This is a genomic window from Hafnia sp. HMSC23F03 (assembly GCF_001816025.1).
Taxonomy (GTDB): Bacteria; Pseudomonadota; Gammaproteobacteria; order Enterobacterales; family Enterobacteriaceae; genus Hafnia; species Hafnia paralvei.
The window spans coordinates 204,458-223,826 of sequence record NZ_KV824233.1 but is presented as its reverse complement, the minus strand read 5'-3'; the positions used below and the strand labels follow the sequence as shown (position 1 = coordinate 223,826).

Genomic DNA, 19,369 nt, shown 5'->3' with positions numbered 1-19,369 from the left:
GCAGCCCGCAAGGTCTGCGGCTTTCGAATTGAGAACATATGATGACAATGCCAACTCCCCTCTGCCCCAATCAGATGCAGGTGCATTCCATTCATCAGGAAACGCCGGACGTCTGGACAATCTCTCTCATCTGCCATGATTTTTACCGCTACCACCCAGGGCAATATGCACTGGTGAGTATTCGTAATAGCGAAGAGACGCTGCGAGCCTACACGCTCTCCTCCTCGCCAGGCCAGAGCCAGTTTATTACGCTGAGCGTACGCTGCCTGCCCGATGGTGAAGGATCACGTTGGCTTACGCAGGAAGTCCATCCAGGGCAACAGCTATGGTTGTCTGATGCACAAGGTGAATTCACCTGCGCCAATGCGCCTTCCGATCGCTATCTCATGCTGGCGGCTGGCTGTGGCGTAACACCGATTATGTCAATGACTCGCTGGCTGCTAGCAAATCGTCCAGAGACTAACGTGCAGGTCATTTTTAACGTACGTACCCCGCGTGATGTGATTTTTGCCGATGAATGGCGTGCCCTCTCGGCCCATTATTCCCAGCTCAATCTCACGCTGATGGCCGAAAGCGATGCCACGGAAGCATTCCTCAGTGGTCGCATTACGCGCGAAATTCTCGAGCAGCTTTGCCCTGATATCGCCACTCGCACTGTCATGACCTGTGGACCTGCACCGTACATGAAAGCGGTGAAACAGCTTTCGCAAGATCTTGGCGTCCCCGCCGAACGTTTCCATCAAGAGCAATTTCAGGTTATTGCTGATAATGATGAAAATGGCAATATGCTCAAACTCACCACAAACACTCCGCTGCACACTTACCACGCGCCAGTGGGAGCAACATTGCTGTTTGCCATGGAGCAAAATAAACTGCCCATTCAGGCCGCATGCCGAGCAGGCGTCTGTGGATGCTGTAAAACCCGCATTCTAAGCGGCGATTACACCACCACCAGCACCATGACGCTAACGCCAGATGAAATCGCTCAAGGTTATGTTTTAGCTTGTTCCTGCCAGCTCAACGGTGACATCGTGATTGCCTAATCCCGCCTCAGCCTCATGCCGTCACCTGTGGTAAATAGGTGGCGGCCACTGGTTGGCAGCGTTTGAGCCTACGTCGCACCTTCTTCAATATCTTTCAGAAATATGTCATTGGCATAACATTTCTATAATATTTATAATACAAAATAGAGTAGTCTTAGAAAGGATAGACAATGCTCAGGCATTGCCGACAGAGCCGTGACTTTCGCCTGCGTACCCAATGTGGTCGTGTGCAGGCTACCTGATTGATTCAAGGGAGGTGTTCATGAAGCAAACTGTTGCAACCCTAGTAGCAAAAACCCTCGACCAAGCTGGAGTAAAACGTATTTGGGGCGTCACGGGCGACTCCTTAAACGGCCTCAGCGACAGTCTATTAAGAATGGGAACCATCCGCTGGATAGGAACCCGCCACGAAGAAGTCGCCGCTTTCGCTGCGGGCGCTGAAGCACAACTCACGGGGCAGTTAGCCGTCTGCGCAGGTTCGTGTGGCCCAGGTAATCTTCATCTCATTAACGGGTTATTCGACTGTCATCGCAATCACGTTCCGGTACTCGCAATCGCAGCCCACATCCCCTCCAGTGAAATCGGCAGCGGTTATTTTCAGGAAACCCATCCGCAAGAATTGTTTCGGGAATGCAGCCATTATTGCGAATTGATTTCGAATCCCGAACAGCTGCCGCAGGCTCTCGAAGTAGCCATGCGTCAGGCCATTTTAAAGAAAGGCGTTTCAGTTATCGTATTACCCGGAGACGTCGCGCTGCGCCCTGCGCCAGAAGATGCCAATCCGGTTTGGCACACGCCGCTGCTTCCTCGCGTTTTGCCACAGGAAAGTGAGCTAGATGCTTTCAAAGCTATTCTGGACAGTGGAAAAAAAATCACGCTGCTGTGCGGTAGTGGTTGCGAGGGAGCCCACGACGAATTAATTCAGTTTGCTGAAAAGATAAAAGCGCCAATTGTTCACGCGCTTCGAGGAAAAGAGCACGTCGAATGGGACAATCCTTATGACGTCGGCATGACCGGTTTGATTGGTTTTTCCTCCGGCTATCACGCCATGATGAACGCCGATACGCTAGTGCTTCTTGGCACTCAGTTCCCCTACCGCGCATTTTATCCAACCGATGCCACCATCGTGCAGGTAGATATTAATGCAGCCAGCATTGGCTCCCACTGCGCAGTCAATTTACCGCTGGTGGGCGACGTCAAATCGACGTTACAGGCACTTTTGCCTAAGCTTGACACCCGTAGCGATCGCCAGTTCCTCGATCAGGCTCTCGAGCACTATCACAAAGCGCGTAAAGATCTTGATGCATTAGCCTCTGCCAATGACGATCAGCCTATCCACCCTCAATACCTTGCTCAGCAAATCAGCGAACTGGCGAGCGACGATGCAGTATTTACCTGTGACGTCGGAACGCCAACCGTTTGGGCTGCCCGTTATCTGAAAATGAACGGTAAGCGCCGTCTGTTAGGCTCGTTTAACCACGGCTCGATGGCAAACGCCATGCCGCAGGCGATTGGCGCGCAGGGAAGTTTCCCCGATCGTCAAGTGATTGCCCTGTGTGGCGACGGCGGTTTTACCATGCTAATGGGCGATTTCTTAACGCTGGCTCAGCAAAAGCTACCGGTTAAAATAGTTATTTTTAACAACAGCGTGCTCGGTTTTGTTGCCATGGAAATGAAAGCTGGGGGCTACCTCACCGACGGTACCGATCTGCATAACCCTGATTTTGCCGCCATTGCCAATGCGGCAGGCATCAAGGGGATACGCGTAGAAAAAGCGTCTGAATTAAACAGCGCGCTTGCCGAAGCCTTCGCTCACGACGGCCCTGTCGTGGTCGACGTCGTGACGGCAAAACAAGAGCTGGCGATGCCGCCACAGATCAAGTTTGAACAGGCCAAAGGCTTCAGTCTTTATATGCTGAGGGCGATAATCAATGGTCGAGGAGACGAAGTGGTCGAGCTGGCCAAAACTAACTGGTTACGCTAAACCTTACCGTATCCCTCTCTTCGAGCGATCTAACACGGCGCAGAAATTCTGCGCCGTAATTTCATCTGAATTGCGGTCATCGCCGCAAATCGTTCGATATCCGCAATTTTCAATTTTGACTCTGCTAACCCTCATGTTACAAAGAACTTAGTTTATACCCGTCATACTTCACGTTGCCTGTTAGTTGGCTGCGCCCACTGGCGGCCTCAATGCAACTCGAATGGTTTAGGGTATATAAACATTCTATTTAAAATCACCCCCACGTTGAAGCCAAGCATTAGCCAGTGCAAAACCGGGAATTAAGGAGTTGTGCGTGATTGATCTTCGTAGTGATACCGTAACCCGCCCTAGTGAAGAAATGCGTTTAGCCATGTCACGCGCCGATGTTGGCGACGATGTGTATGGCGACGATCCCAGCGTAAATTTGCTCGAGCAAGAGGCCGCTGAACTCAGTGGCAAAGAGGCGGCGCTGTTTTTGCCAACGGGAACGCAGGCAAACCTCGTGGCTCTGCTAACGCACTGCCAACGCGGTGAGGAGTACATCGTTGGCCAAAAAGCGCATAACTACCTGTTTGAAGCAGGTGGTGCAGCGGTTCTCGGCAGCATTCAACCCCAGCCCATTGATGCGGCCTCCGATGGCACGTTGCCGTTAGATGTGGTCGCCAGCGTCATCAAACCCGACGACGTGCATTTTGCCCGAACTAAACTGCTGTGCATTGAGAATACCCATAACGGCAAAGTATTGCCGCTGAGCTATCTGGAACAAGCGTGGGCGTTTACGCGAGAAAAAGGTTTGGCGCTGCATGTTGATGGCGCACGTATCATGAATGCCGCCGTTGCATTAGATGTACCTCTTTCGACTCTCACCCAGTATTGCGATACCTTGACGATTTGCTTATCCAAAGGACTCGGGGCACCGATTGGCTCGCTGCTGTGCGGCAGCGCCGCCTATATCAAACAGGCGCGTCGCTGGCGTAAGATGGTAGGCGGTGGCATGCGTCAGGCGGGTATTTTGGCTGAAGCCGCTCGCTACGCACTGCTTAACAACGTTGAACGCCTGCGCGAAGATCATGAAAACGCACAATGGTTAGCCAATGAGTTAAGCGCGATTGGTGTAGAAGTCATGGCTCCAGGAGCCCAAACCAATATGCTGTTCTTAAAGGTTCCTGCTCATGAAGCTGCGCAACTGGGAGGATGGATGAAAGAACGCGGCGTATTAATGAGCGCTGGCGCCGTCACTCGTATCGTGACGCATCTTGATGTCTCTCGAACCGATTTAGAGCAGTTGGTCGCATTGTGGAAAGAATTTAAGCAGTCGATCAATACTCAGACCTCAACCACGGCAACCCGCGCTATTTACGGCTAATATCCGTGGTATCAGGCATCTCGGCTCATGCGGAGATGCCTAAATGTTCTAAATACTTCAAGTACAAACACCTAAAATAATTAAAAACACATTCATCTGCTTAGGTTAATTATGACCCCACAAAGGATTCTGGTATTGGGTGCCAGCGGCTATATCGGACAACACCTAATTCCCAAACTTATCGAACAAGGCCACACCGTCAGAGCCGCCGCGCGTAGAATCGATTGGCTACGCGAACAAGCTTGGCCGCGTGTAGAGTGCCAATACGTTGATCTGCATAAACCAGAAACACTCCCCGCCGCCGTCGCTGATATTGACGTGGTTTACTACCTTGTCCATGGCATGGGTGACGGTCATGACTTCGTCACGGGTGAGATTAATGCCGCAAAGAACACCTGCGCAGCGTTACGTGATTCCGGTGTGAAACAGGTCATTTTTCTCGGCGCACTTCAGCCTGACGGTGACTCCTCACGCCATTTGATCGCCCGCAAAGAGACCGGCGACGCATTACGCGCCAGCGGAATTCCCGTCACAGAGCTACGCGCTAGCATTATCATCGGGCCTGGCTCTGCGGCTTTTGAAGTCATGCGCGATATGGTTTATAACCTTCCGATTTTGACGCCTCCGCGCTGGGTTCGCTCAAAATCATCACCTATCGCTTTGGATAATCTGCTGGTCTATCTCACCGAATTACTGAAGCATCCCGCCATTGGCAACCGTGTCTATGATGTCGCAGGGCCGGAATACATCAGCTACCAGACCATGTTTGAGCGTTTTATTGCCCTAAGCGGTAAAAAGCGCTGGATGATCCCCTTACCGATCCCAACACGGTTTATTTCCGTTTATTTTCTTAACATGATCACCTCGGTACCCACCACCATTTCACGAGCGCTGATTGAAGGACTTAAACACGATCTTCCAGCACACAGCACCGCAATAGAGCGGCTCATCCCACAGCACCTGATCAATTTCGATCAAGCGGTTCAAGACACATTGAACAAAGAAGCCGAAGTCGTAAACTCTGCAGACTGGGGCTACGATCCAGAAGCCCGTGAACGCTGGCGCCCCGGCTATGGTTTCTACCCTAAACACGCTGGATATGAGCAAGAAACCAGTGCTTCGCCTGAAGCGCTATGGCATGTTGTTCAGCAAATCGGCGGCAAAGAGGGATATTTCTACGCGAACATCTTGTGGGCTATTCGCGCCAGAATGGACGATGTGATTGGCAATAAAGTCGTCTATGGTCGCCCCGATCGTAATTCGCTAGAACTTGGCGATCTGGTAGACGGTTGGAAAGTGATCACCGTCAAGCCACTACGCCAATTAGCGATGATGTTTGGTATGAAAGCGCCTGGCTTGGGGAGACTCACATTCACCATCGAAGACAAGGGCGAAAAACGTGTTCTTGATGTCCGTGCATGGTGGCACCCAGCAGGTTTCAGCGGCCTACTTTATTGGTTTGCGATGATGCCAGCGCATCTCTTTATCTTCCGCGGCATGAGCAAAAAAATCGCTAAACTGGCTGAAGCCTACGATCGTGAAAATAAGCAAGGATAGCTAAGGCTCGCTTAAAGATGTCTTGCACAATTGAACAATCGCAGCGGTAACTTCTACAATGGAGCGTATACCGTGTGAGCAACTAAACATTTGTTACGCTCTCTGTCCGTAATCTGATTGCATGTGAGCTAATTTCACGGAAGAATGGCACCCTTGTTGCTAGTAGCAGTCAAACTAGTCACTTAGGATGTTTTTTTATCCCCGAGATAGGCGCTGTACTTTAGCGGGTAAGCGAGTGCATTTGAGGAACTGATGCCGATCAGTGATTCGGATCCGCGAGCATAGCCAACGACAATGCGGCTCTAGCTATCAAGGGGATAAGGCTCATGAATAAACTGGCTGAGGATATTCGGCCACAAATCGCCTATCAGGCTATGTTGTAAATACAGGCCTAGGCACACTGCGGATTCGGAAAAGTTATGAAAGTATTGGTGACCGGTGCAACAAGCGGTCTCGGACGTAATGCGGTTGAATATTTACGTCATAAAGGGATTAGCGTTCGCGCGACTGGGCAAAATCAGGCAATGGGTGACCTATTAAAGAAAATGGGCGCTGAATTCATTCATGCCGATCTAACCAATCTGGTGTCATCACAGGCAAAAGCAATGCTGAATGATGTTGATACACTTTGGCACTGCGAAGGCTTCACCTCCCCATGGGGTTCAGAAGAGCTGTTCGAAAAAGCCAACGTTCGTTCGACGCGTCGGTTGGGGGAATGGGCCGCCGCTTATGGTGTTCGTAACTTTATCCACATCTCCTCCCCTGCGGTTTACTTTGACTATCGCCACCATCGCGATATCAAAGAGGAGTTTGTGCCGAATCGCTACGCGAATTATTACGCTCGCAGCAAAGCCGCGGGTGAGGAAGTCATTCAAAATCTGGCGCTCTCGAACCCACAAACCCATTTCACGATTCTGCGTCCGCAGGGGCTCTTTGGCCCACACGATAAAGTGCTGCTGCCGCGTTTGTTAAACGCGATGCGCCGCCATGGAACGTTGTTGCTGCCACGCGGTGGTGATGCGTTAGTCGATATGACCTACGAAGAAAACGCGGTTCATGCCATGTGGCTAGCCACACAGATTGAAACCACGCCGTCAGGGCGCACGTTCAATATCTCCAACCACCAGCCACGCCATTTACGCACATTGCTACAACATCTGATCGATGAGCTGGGCGTCAAATGCAAAATCCGCTCGATCCCCTACCCAATGCTCGACATGATGGCTCGAGGAATGGAAAAAATCGGGGCCAACAGTCCCAAAGAACCCGCGCTTACCCATTATGGCGTAGCGAAACTCAATTTCGACATGACCCTCGACACCTCACGAGCGCAGCTTGAATTAGGCTATCATCCGGTGGTATCGATTGATGAAGGAATTATTCGTACCGCGCACTGGCTTAAGGATCACGGACGTTTACAAAACCGCGATCGTCATTGAGTACTGCCATATTTTTCAAGTAACGCATCGGCGATCGCTTCCGTTTCTGCATCAGGAATACCGCGGAAATCAGCCGGTCTGAAATGCATTTGGAACGCAGCAATGACGTTACGCGACGTCGTATCGTTTATTCCGTTTGGCACAATGTCATAGCCGTAGGCCGCAAGCTTCTTTTGCAGCGTCAACACATCAACCGGCGCCTCTTTTGCACGCCCCGCGAGATAGCGTGTCACCGTAGTGCGATCCGGCCATGCGCCAACCCCCTGTTCGGCAAGCGTCTGCCATGGGAATAATGGCCCTGGATCGAGTTTTCGCTGTGGCGCAATATCCATATGCCCCACAACGTTTTGCGGTGCAATACCATAGCGTTGCACAATGTCTTTGCTCAACGCGATAACCAGCTCCGTTTGTTGCTCGGTATAGGGTAACCAAATACGTTCCAGCATCCCCTGCTGGTAGCCTTTGTTTTCGATCTCAATTCCAATCGACGTATCATTCAGATTACTACGCCCACGCCATGCGCTGGCACCCGCATGCCACGCCCGTTGAGACTCCGGCACCAGCTGCCACACCACATACTTGCCGTTGTTTTGCGGCGGCCGAGCCGGTACTAGATAATGTGCGCTAACGTGCTCATCGGTTAACGTTTTTAGCGACGAATGAAAATCTTCAGCCGTGTAGTGTAAAACCAAGAAACGGATCCTCTCATCCACACCCTGCGCCTGATGGCGGTCTTCCACTAAATAGGTACCGCGGTCGATTAAATCATGCTGTGCCGGTGTACGTTGGCATCCCACCAAACCTGTCGCCAACAATATCGCGATTGCAGCGAACCCAATCCGTTTTCGCATGTCTTAAACTCCGAGCTTTAATATTAAAAAGGACTATCTCATGCGTAATAGCACAACGCCAACCCTCGAAGGCCTTACTATCGTTGACTACTGTGGAGTTGTCACGGGTGAAGCCATTCTGGGGGCGAATATTTTCAAAGATTTCTTCGCAGGTATTCGCGATATTGTGGGTGGCCGCTCAGGGGCTTACGAGAAAGAATTACGCAAAGCGCGTGAAATCGCCTTTTCCGAAATGAACGATCAGGCAAAATCACTCGGCGCTAATGCCGTAGTCGGCATAGATATCGACTACGAAACGGTAGGAAAAGATGGCAGTATGCTGATGGTTAGCGTAAGCGGAACCGCCGTTAAGGTGAAGTAACAAGCACCCTCTTATACTCTCAGCCTAAAATATCTCTAGCTTCGCTTTAGGCTGAGACCATATTCAGCCTTACTGCTTTGCAAACGGTATCCTCCCGGAGCGACACCAAATCTCTTACGGAACATCCGAGTAAATGTCTGCTGGTTGTCAAAACCGCAAGAGAGCGCGATATCCAAAACGCGGCGATTCGTTTTACGCAGCGCCAGAGCCGCGCGAGTCAGTTTGCGATTACGGATGTAGCTGGCAATGGTTTTTCCTGTCACCGCTTTAAATTTGCGCTGAATATGCCATTTGGAATAACCCGACTGGCGCGAAACATCATCGATCAGTAATTTGTCGTCAATATGCTTTTCAATCCAGTCAACCAGATCGGTCACAACGAGATGATCGTATTGTTGCGTTGTCAAAATAACGTCCTCATTTCCCGGAATTATTCGATAAAGACCTGAGTCTTAATCATCTGCAACGCTGCCTGCTCAGCCGCCGCGCGCCCCGGAGCCGTTTTATCCACGCCCTCGGCTCGAATGATTTTGACGTTTTTCAGTCCCATCAGTGACAGAGCTGAAACCAGATAGGGTTCCTGAAAGTCCATCGCGCGGTGCACATCATCGGCGTAAATACCACCGCGCGTTGAAGCAATAAATACCGGCTTATCGCTAATCAGCCCAAGCGCGCCAGCGGAGGAGAAAGCAAAGGTTTTTCCAGCCTGACACACTTGGTCAATCCAGCTTTTGAGGTTAGTGACGATTGAGTGATTAAACATTGGCGCACCGATCACCAGCACGTCACACATTTTCAGCTCTTCAATCGCCTGATTCGCCTCCTCAACCGCTTGGCGAACGTCAGGCGCACATGTTTCAACGCCATCGCGCATTGCGTTAAATACAGCCTCGGTCAAGTGGGGTGGCGGAGTTAAACCGACATCACGATAGATGACCGATTGAATATCGTAAGTCGCCTGTAGCTGAGTAACTATCGCCGCGCTCAGCACGCGCGAAGTGGAGTTGTTGGTCAATGGGCTTGAATCGATATGCAGCAGTTTCATGGGGTTTCCTGAGAAGTATTTTCATTGCTGCTAGATTAATGGTTGCAATTAAACCGCGAAATCTCTAATTTTCGGAAACATTGTTGCAAAAACGAGACAATAAAAATGAAGTGCGATCTGAACGACATGCTCTATTTCGTCTACGCCGTTGACCATCAGAGCTACACCTCCGCGGCTAAGGCGCTGGGTGTGTCTAAATCCCTGCTTAGCCGTCGTATCGCTGCGCTAGAGGAAGCTCTCGGCGTTCGTCTTTTGCAGCGTTCAACGCGCAGATTTAACGTCACGGATATTGGGGTAAAATTTGCCGAGCAGTGCCGCTTAACGGTACAGCAGGCGCAAATTGCCGAAGATCTGGTCAGTAACGCCCTCGCCTACCCCAGTGGCAGACTCAGAATTGCAGCGCCGGTTATGATGACGGAAGAGTTCATGGCCCCCATCGTGTGCCGATTTATTCAAAAATACCCTGAGGTTGAAATTGAGCTACTGGCAATTAATCATGAGGTCGATCTAACCGCCGAGGGCATCGATATTGCGATTCGTCCCGAGCCGCTTCCTTTGCGCAACTCAAGCCTTCACCTTAAACCACTGAGTATCGATCATCAGATACTGGTGTGTAGTCCAAGCTATATCGACCATTACGGATTACCGAATCAGATAGCTGATTTGCAGAGACATGCAACAATAATCAAAAAGAGCGACGATAATAACCGTCAGTGGCGGTTAATCAATTTGCATAAAGAGAAAGTGACTCTCAATGTCACGCCCTGCCTCATCACTAACAATATGCGCGCCGTTATTCATGCCGCCATCGCGGGAATTGGCATCACCTGCCTGCCCAGGATCGCCTGTGCGGATGCGATTACCGCTGGAAAGCTTGTGCACATCTTACCGGAGTGGACTAGCGAGCCCCATTCAATCCATGCGGTATATGAGTCAAAGCGCGGCCAGACCCTGCTCTTCAAAACATTCATGGATTATCTCAGTCAGTCGCTCAATGAGCTGCGCTTTATGCAAAAAGCATAAAATAATCACGCAGGAAACCACTTACCAACACAAATTCATTCACTCGGTATGCATTTTTCTTTTGCCAGTTAGTCGAGACTCACCAAATCTTCCAGTTTTCCAATAAAAAGGTGATATTGTGCTAATCTTAAGCGATTAAGAGGTGCGGTAATAAATTTTAACGCACAATGATTGCATAAGTATTCTGTGGAAGTTAACATTTGCATCATCAATGGCTATTCAGTAAACGCGCATGAGTATTCAAATAAACGGCATTAACTGCTTTTACGGCGCACATCAAGCGCTGTTCGACATCACTCTGGAATGCCCTTCGGGCGAAACCTTGGTTTTACTGGGGCCGAGCGGCGCGGGGAAGAGTTCTCTGCTGCGGGTTTTAAACCTGCTAGAAATGCCACGTTCCGGCCAACTTTCTATTGCCGGTAACAAATTCGATTTTAGCCAGACGCCAGGCGAAAAAGAGATCCGCGAACTACGTCGTAACGTTGGAATGGTATTCCAGCAATACAATCTGTGGCCGCATCTCACCGTGATGCAAAACCTGATTGAAGCCCCCTGCAAAGTGTTAGGGCTGAGTAAGGCGCAGGCCGTAGAACGTGCGCAGAAATTACTTCAACGTCTACGTTTGACTGATTACGTTGATCGTTTTCCGCTACACCTTTCTGGCGGACAGCAGCAGCGTGTGGCGATTGCTCGTGCGTTGATGATGGAACCACAGGTATTACTGTTCGATGAGCCAACGGCGGCGCTCGATCCTGAAATCACCGCTCAGATTGTCAGCATTATCCGCGAACTGTCAGAAACGGGGATTACACAGGTTATCGTTACCCACGAAGTGGAAGTGGCGCGCAAAACCGCCAGCCGCGTCGTGTATATGGAGCAAGGCCGCGTTATCGAGCACGGTGACGCAAGTCATTTTGCCCACCCGCAAACCGAAGCGTTTGCCGGTTATCTGTCTCATTAATTGTTAGATTGGCGTTTAGACACGGTCGTTTTTAACCGTTTTAACAAAACTATTAGCTAACAGAAGTTGGAGTCTGCGATGAAAAAAATCATAATTGCCACAGTATTAGCCGGTATCAGCGTCTCTGCATCAGCGGCGGAAATCATTCGTTTTGCTGCGGAAGCTTCTTATCCTCCATTTGAATTTATGGATGCCAATAACCAGATGCAGGGATTTGATATCGATCTGGCCAACGCTATCTGTAAGCAGATGAAAGCGACCTGTACTTTCACCAACCAGTCTTTCGATAGCCTGATCCCAAGTTTGAAGTTTAAACGTATCGACGCCGTGATTTCAGGTATGGACATCACTCCTGAACGTCAGAAACAAGTGGCGTTTACCGCGCCTTACTACGATAACTCAGCGTTGTTCATTGCTGAAAAAGGCAAAGTGGCTGATATCGCTGCGCTGAAAGGTAAGCGTGTGGGGATGCAAAATGGTTCGACCCACCAGAAGTACCTACAAGAAAAACACCCTGAAATCACGCCAGTGCCATACGACAGCTATCAGAACGCCATTCTGGATCTGAAAAACGGGCGTCTAGATGCGGTATTCGGTGATACTGCGGTCGTTAACGAATGGCTGAAGCAGAATGCCGCGCTTGCCGCCGTAGGCGATAAAGTGACTGATCCGAACTACTTCGGTACAGGCTTGGGTATTGCAGTACGTCAGAACAATGCCGAGCTGCTGAATCAATTTAACGCGGCGCTGAATCAGTTGAAGCAGGATGGCACCTATAAAACCATCTATAGCAAGTGGTTCCAGCAGTAATCGCTTTGATGTCTTATAGATTTCAAGATGCAGGAAAGCGGCAAATAAGAGACAAAGGCTGGACTTCGGTGAGAAGTATCCAGCCTCTCATTAATCTCGGTGAGCTTACATAAGTCAGTGATTCGGGTGACAACTCTGCAGCTTGAAAGATAACGGGAATAAAGAAGTGCCTATCTTTGTAGGCGTAATAAGTGATCATTTTGGCGAACAGCTCGCCTGATGGGATAGGCTCCAAGCAATGATTGAATTTCAACCTTTATTAAGCGCGGCGGGCATGACCGTTGGCCTGTCGCTGTGTGCTTTAGTTCTCGGGCTTATTTTGGCGATGATTTTTGCCGTCTGGGAATCTTCAAATATCAAACCTGTGGCATGGCTCGGCACCGCATGGGTCACGCTGGTTCGTGGCTTACCTGAAATCTTGGTTGTGCTGTTTATCTATTTCGGTTCGGCTCAACTACTCATGGTGCTTTCCGACGGCTTCAGTTTGAATTTGGGCTTTGTGCAAATCCCTATCCAACTCAATATTGAAAACTTTGAGGTCAGTCCCTTCGTATGTGGCGTTATCGCATTGGCCTTGCTTTATGCGGCTTATGCGTCTCAAACGCTGCGTGGCGCGTTAAAAGCCGTACCTGAAGGCCAGCGTGAAGCCGGTCAAGCTCTTGGCCTAAGCAAAAGCGCTATTTTCTTCCGTTTGGTGATGCCGCAGATGTGGCGTCATGCTCTGCCTGGGTTGGGAAATCAGTGGTTGGTGCTGCTGAAAGATACCGCTCTGGTTTCACTGATCAGCGTGAACGATTTAATGCTACAAACCAAAAGCATCGCCACCCGAACTCAAGAACCTTTCACGTGGTACATGGTTGCAGCCGCTATCTATTTGGTTATTACCCTGTTCAGCCAATATATTCTCAAGCGAATCGAACTGCGCACCACACGCTTTGAGCGGGGGAACGCCTAATGTTTGAATACATTCCTGATATCATTCAAGGGTTACCGACCAGTTTATCCCTGACCATTATTTCCTTGCTGGTTGCGCTGGTGTTGGCATTGCTGTTCACCATTGTGCTAACGCTACGCCCTGTGGTGCTCACACAGCTAGTACAAGGATATATCACGCTGTTCACCGGAACACCGCTGCTGGTGCAGATCTTCCTGATCTATTACGGACCGGGGCAGTTTGACTGGATCAAGCAGACACCGTGGCTGTGGAATATGCTGTCTCAGCCATGGCTATGTGCGATGGTCGCTTTGGCGCTTAACAGCGCGGCGTACACGACCCAACTGTTTTACGGCGCGGTAAAAGCAATCCCTTCCGGCCAATGGCAGTCTTGTGAAGCGCTTGGTATGTCTCGCAGCCAGACATTACGTATTTTGCTGCCGTTTGCCTTCAAACGTGCGCTGTCGTCTTATTCCAACGAAGTCGTCCTGATTTTCAAAAGCACCTCATTGGCCTACACCATTACGCTGATGGAAGTTATGGGCTATAGCCAGCAAATGTATGGCCGCACCTATGACGTCATGGTGTTTGGTGCTGCGGGTGTGATTTATCTGTGCGTGAACGGATTGCTTACGCTAATTATGCGTATGGTTGAACGTCGCGCTCTCGCCTTCGAACGTAGAAATTAAATCAACTCGTTAAAATACTTACTAAAAGCCAGCCTCAGCGCTGGCTTTTTTGTATCCTCAAAAAACAACAATAAATATTTAACCAAATATATTGCATATAAATTCACTTAATGGCAAAGTCATTCCTGTTCACCAAGCCGCCGTTGAGCATGAACATCGTTCCGTTCATACCCATAAATCAAAACTAAAACGGCTGGCTAAAAATCAAAATTAGATCCTATTTCAGACAGGAGTTAGACATGAAAAAACTGATGGTTTGTGCATTACTGGCAGGAATGAGCTTCACCGCAACCGCAGCGGAAACCATCCGTTTTGCCTCTTCCGCCACCTATCCACCGTTTGAATCCATGGATTCCAATAACCAGATTGTTGGCTTTGACATGGATTTAGCCAAAGCGCTGTGCAAGCAGATGCAGGCCACCTGCACCTTCACAAATCAGGCGTTCGACAGCCTGATCCCTGCGCTGAAATTTAAACGTTATGACGCGGTGATTTCCGGCATGGATATTACGCCAGAGCGTCAGAAACAGGTGGCATTCACCCAGCCGTACTACGCTAATTCCGCGATCATCATCGCTGAAAAAGGCAAATACAAAACCTTCGCAGACATGAAAGGCCTACGCGTGGGGATGGAAAATGGCACCACTCATCAAAAATATTTGCAGGATAAACACCCAGAAATCAAAACCGTTGCCTACGATAGCTATCAAAACGCCATTCTGGATCTGAAAAGTGGTCGTTTAGATGGTGTATTCGGCGATACCGCAGTGGTTAATGAATGGCTGAAGAGTAATCCGAATCTGGCTGCCGTCGGCGATCACGTCACTGATGCACAATACTTTGGCACAGGTTTAGGTATCGCTGTTCGCCCAGAAAATACCGCGCTTTTGGCCCAGTTGAATAAAGCGCTGGATGAGATCAAAGCCAACGGCACTTATCAGAAAATCAATCAGCAGTGGTTCCCGCAGTGATTTGCAGCTGAAATACTCTCGACTGTTGACTTGCCGCATCGCCTAAATCATCGGCGTTGCGGCAAGCGCTGACCCGTAGGGTGAGTCCCAAGGATGGGACGAATAACGAGCGTAGCCAACGCAGTACCGTTTCAAATTCTGAATTTTTCCCCTTATCCTTCATGGTAATATCCCCCCTCACTCAGTTTTGCTACCTTTAGCAGCTCAACGCATATCAGGATAGTCGGTAGGGGAAATTTCATGTACCACGCACTTTATTCATCGCCCGTTGGATTGCTAAGATTAGTTTCGGATGATCAAGGGCTGCGTCAGCTATGGTTACCAAATGAGATAGAAGAAAAGGTATGTCCTGCCGAGTGGATTGAGGACGGAGATTTCAGCATCAACCGCCAAATTCGCGACTGCTTAGATGCCTATTTCGCCGGTGAGAAACTGCGCTTTGATAATTTACCCTTAGCGCCGGTGGGCACAGCGTTTCAGCAATCGGTTTGGAAAGAACTGCTCACCATTCCATACGGCACTATCAGTCACTATTCGGTTATCGCTAACGCGCTAAATAACCCTAAAGCCGTTCGTGCCGTCGGCGGTGCCGTGGGGAGAAACCCCATTTCGATCCTCATCCCTTGCCATCGCGTATTAGGTAAAGATCTTTCTTTGACCGGCTACTCCGGTGGGTTACCGATCAAGAAAGCGCTGTTGGATCTAGAGAAAATCGTTTATCGCGTTTGATGAACCAGCAGCGTTAGCACTTCATAATGGGCGGTATGCGGGAACATATCGAACAGTTGTACCTGCTCGATACGATAATTTTTCAGTCTTGCAATATCTTGAGCCATCGTCTGAGCATTGCAGCTGGAATAGAGAATATAACCCGGCGCCATTTTGCCAAGATATTCGCACAGTTCAGCCCCGATACCTCTGCGTGGCGGATTGACGAGCACCAACTCAGGAACCTCCCCTTCCGCCGAGGCAAAACGGGTAGAGTCGAGCGCGGAAAACTGTACGTTCTGTAATCCAATTTGCTGCGCAGACCGCGTGGCGCAAGCGATAGCTTCCGCGCTGATCTCAATACCGGTGAGCTTCATCTCCGGCGTTGCACAATGCAAACCAAAACCACCGACACCACAAAACAGATCCCACATACTCCTGATATTCAGTTTGTGCACCCATTTACGCGCCGTGGCATATAACGATGCGGCAACCTGTGGATTGGTCTGGAAAAAGCTTTGCGGGCGAATATAGAGCGGGACTTGATTAAAAGACTCTTCTAGCGCCTGTTGCTCGGTAAGAAATATTTCGGTATCCCCTTCGAGGATTGCCATATGCACCGGCTGGATATTTGCGGTAATCACGACTAACTGTGGAAGCTGTTGTTGGAGCCAAGGCAACGCAGCGCGTAACTGGGCTAACTTAGCGTCAGAACGCAACACAAAACGCAGCATTAACTGGCTGTTTTTCTGGCTTTCAGTTAGCAACAGATATTTCAGCTCACCACGTTTGCGCGCCACGTTGTAGGGGGTCAGCCCTGCACGTGCAATAAACACCTTCAGCACATCAAACACTGCGCTAAAAGAGTGGGGATAGAGAGGACACTCACATAAATCGACCGCCGTTCCATCACGATGCAACATGCCTAGCAGTGGACGCTCCACGCTGCCGCTGACGACCATTTTTGCTTTGTTACGAAATGCCTGCTCTGCGCTACTCACTGACGGTAACCAGCGTTCGACCGGTAAGTCAGACATCAGTAATTCCAGCTGTTGCTGCTTTTCGGCGATTTGCTGTGGATACGGCATTTCCAGCCACTGACAAGAGCGACAAGTTCCCGATTGATACAGGGCACAGTGCATAACAAAGACTCTATTTGAATGAGATAAATGTGAGGTTAAAGCGGCGCGGATTGTAGCATAAACCACATAAAGCGGGTGAAACTCGCGGGGAAAGTTTCCGCGCTTTAGTCTAGGAAGCTTTTCACGAAGAGAAATAGCGGCGACTTGCGCGCGGGATAAACAACAATCCTAATATCATCAGCTCAGGGATTTTTAAGCCCACTAGCTCGGTGAAAATCTCACTGCCTGTTTCGCCGTTCACGCTGAACATTTCTGGATGAAACCAGCCAAGGGATGCCAATAGCATGTAGCTAATCACCAGCACCTGACAGCCAAGATACCCCCAGCGACCAAGGTTTTTCCCCTGCATCACGGCAAAACCACAGCTAATCTCGACCAACAGCACCACGATACTGGCAAAACATAATAGCGCGGAGTCCCAGTCTTGAACGCTGTCAGAAACAAATGTACTGACGCCCTCAAAACCAAGTTCGTGCATGAGGAGCAAAAAGCCAAGCGTATGGATACCCATAATCGCCGTCCCAGCAATTAATACAGATACAGGGGCTATTGCCAATTTTCTCAGCATTTCATGCCGGTTACGCAGTATTTCTGACATCTTATTCCATAAGCTAGCCTGAATAACTCATAATAGGACAATTTATGTTGATCAGGCTAGTGGTTATTAATAAGAAATATCAACTACCTGCTGCTTTTCTGATCTCTTTAAGACGCCGCTTTTCACTGCGCGCCATAAACCACCACGCAATAAGACCAATAACGCCGACCACCAGCAGGATAATACTCGCCAATGCGTTAATTTCAGGATTAACGCCCATACGGACGCTAGCAAACACCAACATCGGCAGCGTGGTTGACCCCGGTCCGGCGACAAAACTGGCAATAACCAGATCGTCGAGCGATAACGTAAAGGCAAGTAACCAGCCAGACACTAGCGCGGGGGCTATCATGGGGATCGTGATCACAAAGAATACTTTTAGCGGAGCCGCCCCAAGATCCATAGCAGCCTCTTCCAATGATTTGTCTAGCTCACGCAGGCGCGAGCTCACCACCACCGTGACATAAGCCGTACAAAATGTGACATGTGCCATCCAGATGGTAAGCATACCGCGCTCTGCTGGCCATCCGATAAGATGCCCCATGGCAACAAACAGGAGCAGCAGCGAGAGTCCAGTGATGACATCAGGCATAACTAAGGGAGCGGTGAGCATAAAGGCAAACCCGTTTGAGCCACGAAAACGACCAAAACGAACCATCACGACCGCGGCCATGGTGCCCAGAATCGTCGCCATGGTCGCCGCCGCTGCGGCTATCGTCAGGCTCAGACCCACGGCACTTATCATCACCGAATCGTGAAACAGCACGCTATACCACCGCGTAGACCACCCCGCCCACACCGTAACCAGCTTCGAGCTATTAAAGGAGTAGATAACCAGTAGAAGCATTGGCGCATACAGAAAGAAGAAGCAAACCACCAAAATCACAATTCGCCACGGAGAACGTACAACAGGTAACGTATTCATTAGTGCGCCCCCAGTTCTTTATTCTGATATTTATGGAACAGCATAATCGGTACGATCAGCAGCAACAGCATCAAGATCGCCACCGCGGAGGCCACCGGCCAGTCACGGTTATTGAAGAATTCCTGCCATAGTACCCGCCCAATCATAATGCTGTCCGGCCCACCCAGCAGTTCAGGGATCACAAACTCGCCCACCGCCGGAATAAACACCAGCATCGAACCCGCAATGATTCCGCCTTTCGTCAGCGGCACGATAATCTTGAAGAAGGTTTTCATTGGACGCGCCCCGAGATCCAGCGCGGCCTCGACCAATGAATAATCAATACGCGTCAACGCGGTATAAATCGGCAGCACCATGAAAGGCAGATAGGAGTAAACCACGCCGATATATACCGCCGTGTTTGTGTGCAAAATAATCAACGGATGATCGATAACGCCTAACCACAGCAGCACGTTATTCAGCACGCCGTTCTCTTTCAAAATTCCCATCCATGCGTACACACGGATCAGGAATGACGTCCAAGAAGGCAAAATAACCAGCAACAGCAAGATATTACGCGTCGAGGAACTGCTATGTGCCACAGCCCAAGCCAGCGGGTAGCCAATCAGTAGACAGCAAAGCGTCGAAACGGCGGCGATCTGCAACGACTGAAGATAGGCATCCACATACAACGGATCGTCGAACAACTGAAAATAGTTAGCGAAGTTAAGCGCAATATCCAGTTTATCGTCGGCCCAGGTGACTAAGTCCGTAAACGGGGGAATAGCACGCGCCATCTCGGCGAAACTGATTTTAAATACGGTAAGAAACGGCAGTAAAAATAAACAGATCAGCCACAGATAAGGTAAAGCAATAACCAACTTGCGACCATGTACGCCACGCAGGCGGTATAACCATGCAGTCAATTTCCCGACACGTTGTACCGGGGGGCGATCGCTGCGACTTGTAAATAGTGTCGACAT

The 19,369-nt window shown here is 49.8% G+C and carries 21 protein-coding genes; 13 read left to right on the top strand and 8 right to left on the bottom strand.

The window, feature by feature from the left end:
* Window positions 1-41: 41 nt before the first annotated feature.
* The 5 genes from hcr to HMPREF3091_RS15895 all read left to right on the top strand — a co-directional run bounded on the left by hcr (window position 42) and on the right by HMPREF3091_RS15895 (window position 7,389).
* Window positions 42-1,043 (top strand): NADH oxidoreductase, encoded by a 1,002-nt coding sequence (gene hcr / locus HMPREF3091_RS15915; RefSeq protein WP_210403568.1) that lies wholly within the window; start codon window positions 42-44, stop codon window positions 1,041-1,043.
* 262 nt (window positions 1,044-1,305) lie between these two features.
* Window positions 1,306-3,027 carry a ubiquinone-dependent pyruvate dehydrogenase gene (gene poxB, locus HMPREF3091_RS15910; RefSeq protein ID WP_070716989.1) on the top strand — a complete coding sequence of 574 codons (1,722 nt, stop codon included), beginning with the start codon at window positions 1,306-1,308 and terminating at the stop codon, window positions 3,025-3,027.
* Between the two features lie 313 nt (window positions 3,028-3,340).
* Window positions 3,341-4,393: a low-specificity L-threonine aldolase gene (gene ltaE, locus HMPREF3091_RS15905; RefSeq protein WP_035504053.1), complete on the top strand. Its 1,053-nt coding sequence runs from the start codon at window positions 3,341-3,343 to the stop codon at window positions 4,391-4,393.
* Between the two features lie 111 nt (window positions 4,394-4,504).
* Window positions 4,505-5,950 carry a DUF2867 domain-containing protein gene (locus HMPREF3091_RS15900; RefSeq protein WP_070716987.1) on the top strand — a complete coding sequence of 482 codons (1,446 nt, stop codon included), beginning with the start codon at window positions 4,505-4,507 and terminating at the stop codon, window positions 5,948-5,950.
* 419 nt (window positions 5,951-6,369) lie between these two features.
* Entirely contained in the window at window positions 6,370-7,389 is a 1,020-nt protein-coding gene (locus HMPREF3091_RS15895; protein WP_004095843.1) for an NAD-dependent epimerase/dehydratase family protein, read from the top strand.
* Here HMPREF3091_RS15895 and HMPREF3091_RS15890 read toward each other — a convergent pair.
* On the bottom strand, window positions 7,383-8,240 hold the full coding sequence (locus HMPREF3091_RS15890) for an N-acetylmuramoyl-L-alanine amidase (RefSeq protein WP_070716984.1): 858 nt from the start codon (window positions 8,238-8,240) through the stop codon (window positions 7,383-7,385). The genes HMPREF3091_RS15895 and HMPREF3091_RS15890 overlap by 7 nt on opposite strands.
* Before the next feature lie 40 nt (window positions 8,241-8,280).
* Between HMPREF3091_RS15890 and HMPREF3091_RS15885 the strand changes: the two genes are divergently transcribed.
* Window positions 8,281-8,601, top strand: a complete 321-nt coding sequence (locus tag HMPREF3091_RS15885; protein ID WP_004095847.1) for a heavy metal-binding domain-containing protein — start codon at window positions 8,281-8,283, stop codon at window positions 8,599-8,601.
* 35 nt (window positions 8,602-8,636) lie between these two features.
* Here HMPREF3091_RS15885 and HMPREF3091_RS15880 read toward each other — a convergent pair whose 3' ends face one another.
* A complete protein-coding gene (locus HMPREF3091_RS15880; protein WP_070716981.1) occupies window positions 8,637-9,008 on the bottom strand; it encodes a helix-turn-helix domain-containing protein in 372 nt (123 codons plus the stop codon).
* Between the two features lie 23 nt (window positions 9,009-9,031).
* Window positions 9,032-9,646, bottom strand: coding sequence for an FMN-dependent NADH-azoreductase (locus HMPREF3091_RS15875; RefSeq protein ID WP_070716978.1), 615 nt, complete (start codon window positions 9,644-9,646; stop codon window positions 9,032-9,034).
* 105 nt (window positions 9,647-9,751) lie between these two features.
* On the opposite strand from HMPREF3091_RS15875, the gene HMPREF3091_RS15870 reads away from it, so the two are divergent.
* From HMPREF3091_RS15870 to artJ (HMPREF3091_RS15845), 6 genes are all read left to right on the top strand, one after another.
* Window positions 9,752-10,669 (top strand): LysR substrate-binding domain-containing protein, encoded by a 918-nt coding sequence (locus tag HMPREF3091_RS15870; RefSeq protein WP_070716976.1) that lies wholly within the window; start codon window positions 9,752-9,754, stop codon window positions 10,667-10,669.
* Between the two features lie 232 nt (window positions 10,670-10,901).
* Window positions 10,902-11,630 carry an arginine ABC transporter ATP-binding protein ArtP gene (artP, locus tag HMPREF3091_RS15865; RefSeq protein ID WP_070716974.1) on the top strand — a complete coding sequence of 243 codons (729 nt, stop codon included), beginning with the start codon at window positions 10,902-10,904 and terminating at the stop codon, window positions 11,628-11,630.
* 78 nt (window positions 11,631-11,708) lie between these two features.
* Window positions 11,709-12,440 (top strand): arginine ABC transporter substrate-binding protein, encoded by a 732-nt coding sequence (artJ, locus tag HMPREF3091_RS15860; protein WP_070716971.1) that lies wholly within the window; start codon window positions 11,709-11,711, stop codon window positions 12,438-12,440.
* Window positions 12,441-12,678: 238 nt separating this feature from the next.
* A complete protein-coding gene (artQ, locus tag HMPREF3091_RS15855; RefSeq protein ID WP_004095863.1) occupies window positions 12,679-13,395 on the top strand; it encodes an arginine ABC transporter permease ArtQ in 717 nt (238 codons plus the stop codon).
* Window positions 13,395-14,063, top strand: coding sequence for an arginine ABC transporter permease ArtM (artM, locus tag HMPREF3091_RS15850; protein WP_004095864.1), 669 nt, complete (start codon window positions 13,395-13,397; stop codon window positions 14,061-14,063). The genes artQ and artM overlap by 1 nt, the downstream gene beginning before the upstream one ends.
* A gap of 239 nt (window positions 14,064-14,302) precedes the next feature.
* Entirely contained in the window at window positions 14,303-15,034 is a 732-nt protein-coding gene (artJ, locus tag HMPREF3091_RS15845; protein ID WP_008812969.1) for an arginine ABC transporter substrate-binding protein, read from the top strand.
* Here the strand turns inward: artJ (HMPREF3091_RS15845) and HMPREF3091_RS22265 are convergent.
* On the bottom strand, window positions 15,009-15,197 hold the full coding sequence (locus HMPREF3091_RS22265; protein ID WP_083321445.1) for a hypothetical protein: 189 nt from the start codon (window positions 15,195-15,197) through the stop codon (window positions 15,009-15,011). The genes artJ (HMPREF3091_RS15845) and HMPREF3091_RS22265 overlap by 26 nt on opposite strands.
* Before the next feature lie 77 nt (window positions 15,198-15,274).
* Here HMPREF3091_RS22265 and HMPREF3091_RS15840 point away from each other — a divergent pair, with 77 nt between their 5' ends.
* On the top strand, window positions 15,275-15,763 hold the full coding sequence (locus tag HMPREF3091_RS15840) for a methylated-DNA--[protein]-cysteine S-methyltransferase (RefSeq protein ID WP_004095884.1): 489 nt from the start codon (window positions 15,275-15,277) through the stop codon (window positions 15,761-15,763).
* Here the strand turns inward: HMPREF3091_RS15840 and rlmC are convergent.
* The 4 genes from rlmC to potH form a co-directional block, all read right to left on the bottom strand.
* Window positions 15,751-16,935, bottom strand: a complete 1,185-nt coding sequence (gene rlmC / locus HMPREF3091_RS15835) for a 23S rRNA (uracil(747)-C(5))-methyltransferase RlmC (protein WP_256385890.1) — start codon at window positions 16,933-16,935, stop codon at window positions 15,751-15,753. The two genes, HMPREF3091_RS15840 and rlmC, sit on opposite strands and share 13 nt — an antisense overlap.
* Before the next feature lie 70 nt (window positions 16,936-17,005).
* On the bottom strand, window positions 17,006-17,482 hold the full coding sequence (locus tag HMPREF3091_RS15830) for a YbjO family protein (protein WP_004095886.1): 477 nt from the start codon (window positions 17,480-17,482) through the stop codon (window positions 17,006-17,008).
* 79 nt (window positions 17,483-17,561) lie between these two features.
* Window positions 17,562-18,407, bottom strand: a complete 846-nt coding sequence (gene potI / locus HMPREF3091_RS15825; RefSeq protein ID WP_004095887.1) for a putrescine ABC transporter permease PotI — start codon at window positions 18,405-18,407, stop codon at window positions 17,562-17,564.
* Complete coding sequence (gene potH, locus HMPREF3091_RS15820; RefSeq protein WP_004095889.1) at window positions 18,407-19,369, bottom strand: putrescine ABC transporter permease PotH; 963 nt, start codon at window positions 19,367-19,369, stop codon at window positions 18,407-18,409. The genes potI and potH overlap by 1 nt, the downstream gene beginning before the upstream one ends.

What these genes read in the sequence shown, in the direction of transcription:
- HMPREF3091_RS22265 (WP_083321445.1), bottom strand. Translation starts at nt 15,197, where the DNA reads ATGAAGGATAAGGGGAAAAATTCAGAATTTGAAACGGTACTGCGTTGG.
- HMPREF3091_RS15830 (WP_004095886.1), bottom strand. Translation starts at nt 17,482, where the DNA reads ATGTCAGAAATACTGCGTAACCGGCATGAAATGCTGAGAAAATTGGCA.
- HMPREF3091_RS15885 (WP_004095847.1), top strand. Translation starts at nt 8,281, where the DNA reads ATGCGTAATAGCACAACGCCAACCCTCGAAGGCCTTACTATCGTTGAC.
- HMPREF3091_RS15890 (WP_070716984.1), bottom strand. Translation starts at nt 8,240, where the DNA reads ATGCGAAAACGGATTGGGTTCGCTGCAATCGCGATATTGTTGGCGACA.
- artP (WP_070716974.1), top strand. Translation starts at nt 10,902, where the DNA reads ATGAGTATTCAAATAAACGGCATTAACTGCTTTTACGGCGCACATCAA.
- artQ (WP_004095863.1), top strand. Translation starts at nt 12,679, where the DNA reads ATGATTGAATTTCAACCTTTATTAAGCGCGGCGGGCATGACCGTTGGC.
- HMPREF3091_RS15870 (WP_070716976.1), top strand. Translation starts at nt 9,752, where the DNA reads ATGAAGTGCGATCTGAACGACATGCTCTATTTCGTCTACGCCGTTGAC.
- potI (WP_004095887.1), bottom strand. Translation starts at nt 18,407, where the DNA reads ATGAATACGTTACCTGTTGTACGTTCTCCGTGGCGAATTGTGATTTTG.
- HMPREF3091_RS15840 (WP_004095884.1), top strand. Translation starts at nt 15,275, where the DNA reads ATGTACCACGCACTTTATTCATCGCCCGTTGGATTGCTAAGATTAGTT.
- hcr (WP_210403568.1), top strand. Translation starts at nt 42, where the DNA reads ATGACAATGCCAACTCCCCTCTGCCCCAATCAGATGCAGGTGCATTCC.
- HMPREF3091_RS15875 (WP_070716978.1), bottom strand. Translation starts at nt 9,646, where the DNA reads ATGAAACTGCTGCATATCGATTCAAGCCCATTGACCAACAACTCCACT.
- artJ (WP_070716971.1), top strand. Translation starts at nt 11,709, where the DNA reads ATGAAAAAAATCATAATTGCCACAGTATTAGCCGGTATCAGCGTCTCT.
- HMPREF3091_RS15895 (WP_004095843.1), top strand. Translation starts at nt 6,370, where the DNA reads ATGAAAGTATTGGTGACCGGTGCAACAAGCGGTCTCGGACGTAATGCG.
- HMPREF3091_RS15900 (WP_070716987.1), top strand. Translation starts at nt 4,505, where the DNA reads ATGACCCCACAAAGGATTCTGGTATTGGGTGCCAGCGGCTATATCGGA.
- potH (WP_004095889.1), bottom strand. Translation starts at nt 19,369, where the DNA reads ATGTCGACACTATTTACAAGTCGCAGCGATCGCCCCCCGGTACAACGT.
- artM (WP_004095864.1), top strand. Translation starts at nt 13,395, where the DNA reads ATGTTTGAATACATTCCTGATATCATTCAAGGGTTACCGACCAGTTTA.
- artJ (WP_008812969.1), top strand. Translation starts at nt 14,303, where the DNA reads ATGAAAAAACTGATGGTTTGTGCATTACTGGCAGGAATGAGCTTCACC.
- poxB (WP_070716989.1), top strand. Translation starts at nt 1,306, where the DNA reads ATGAAGCAAACTGTTGCAACCCTAGTAGCAAAAACCCTCGACCAAGCT.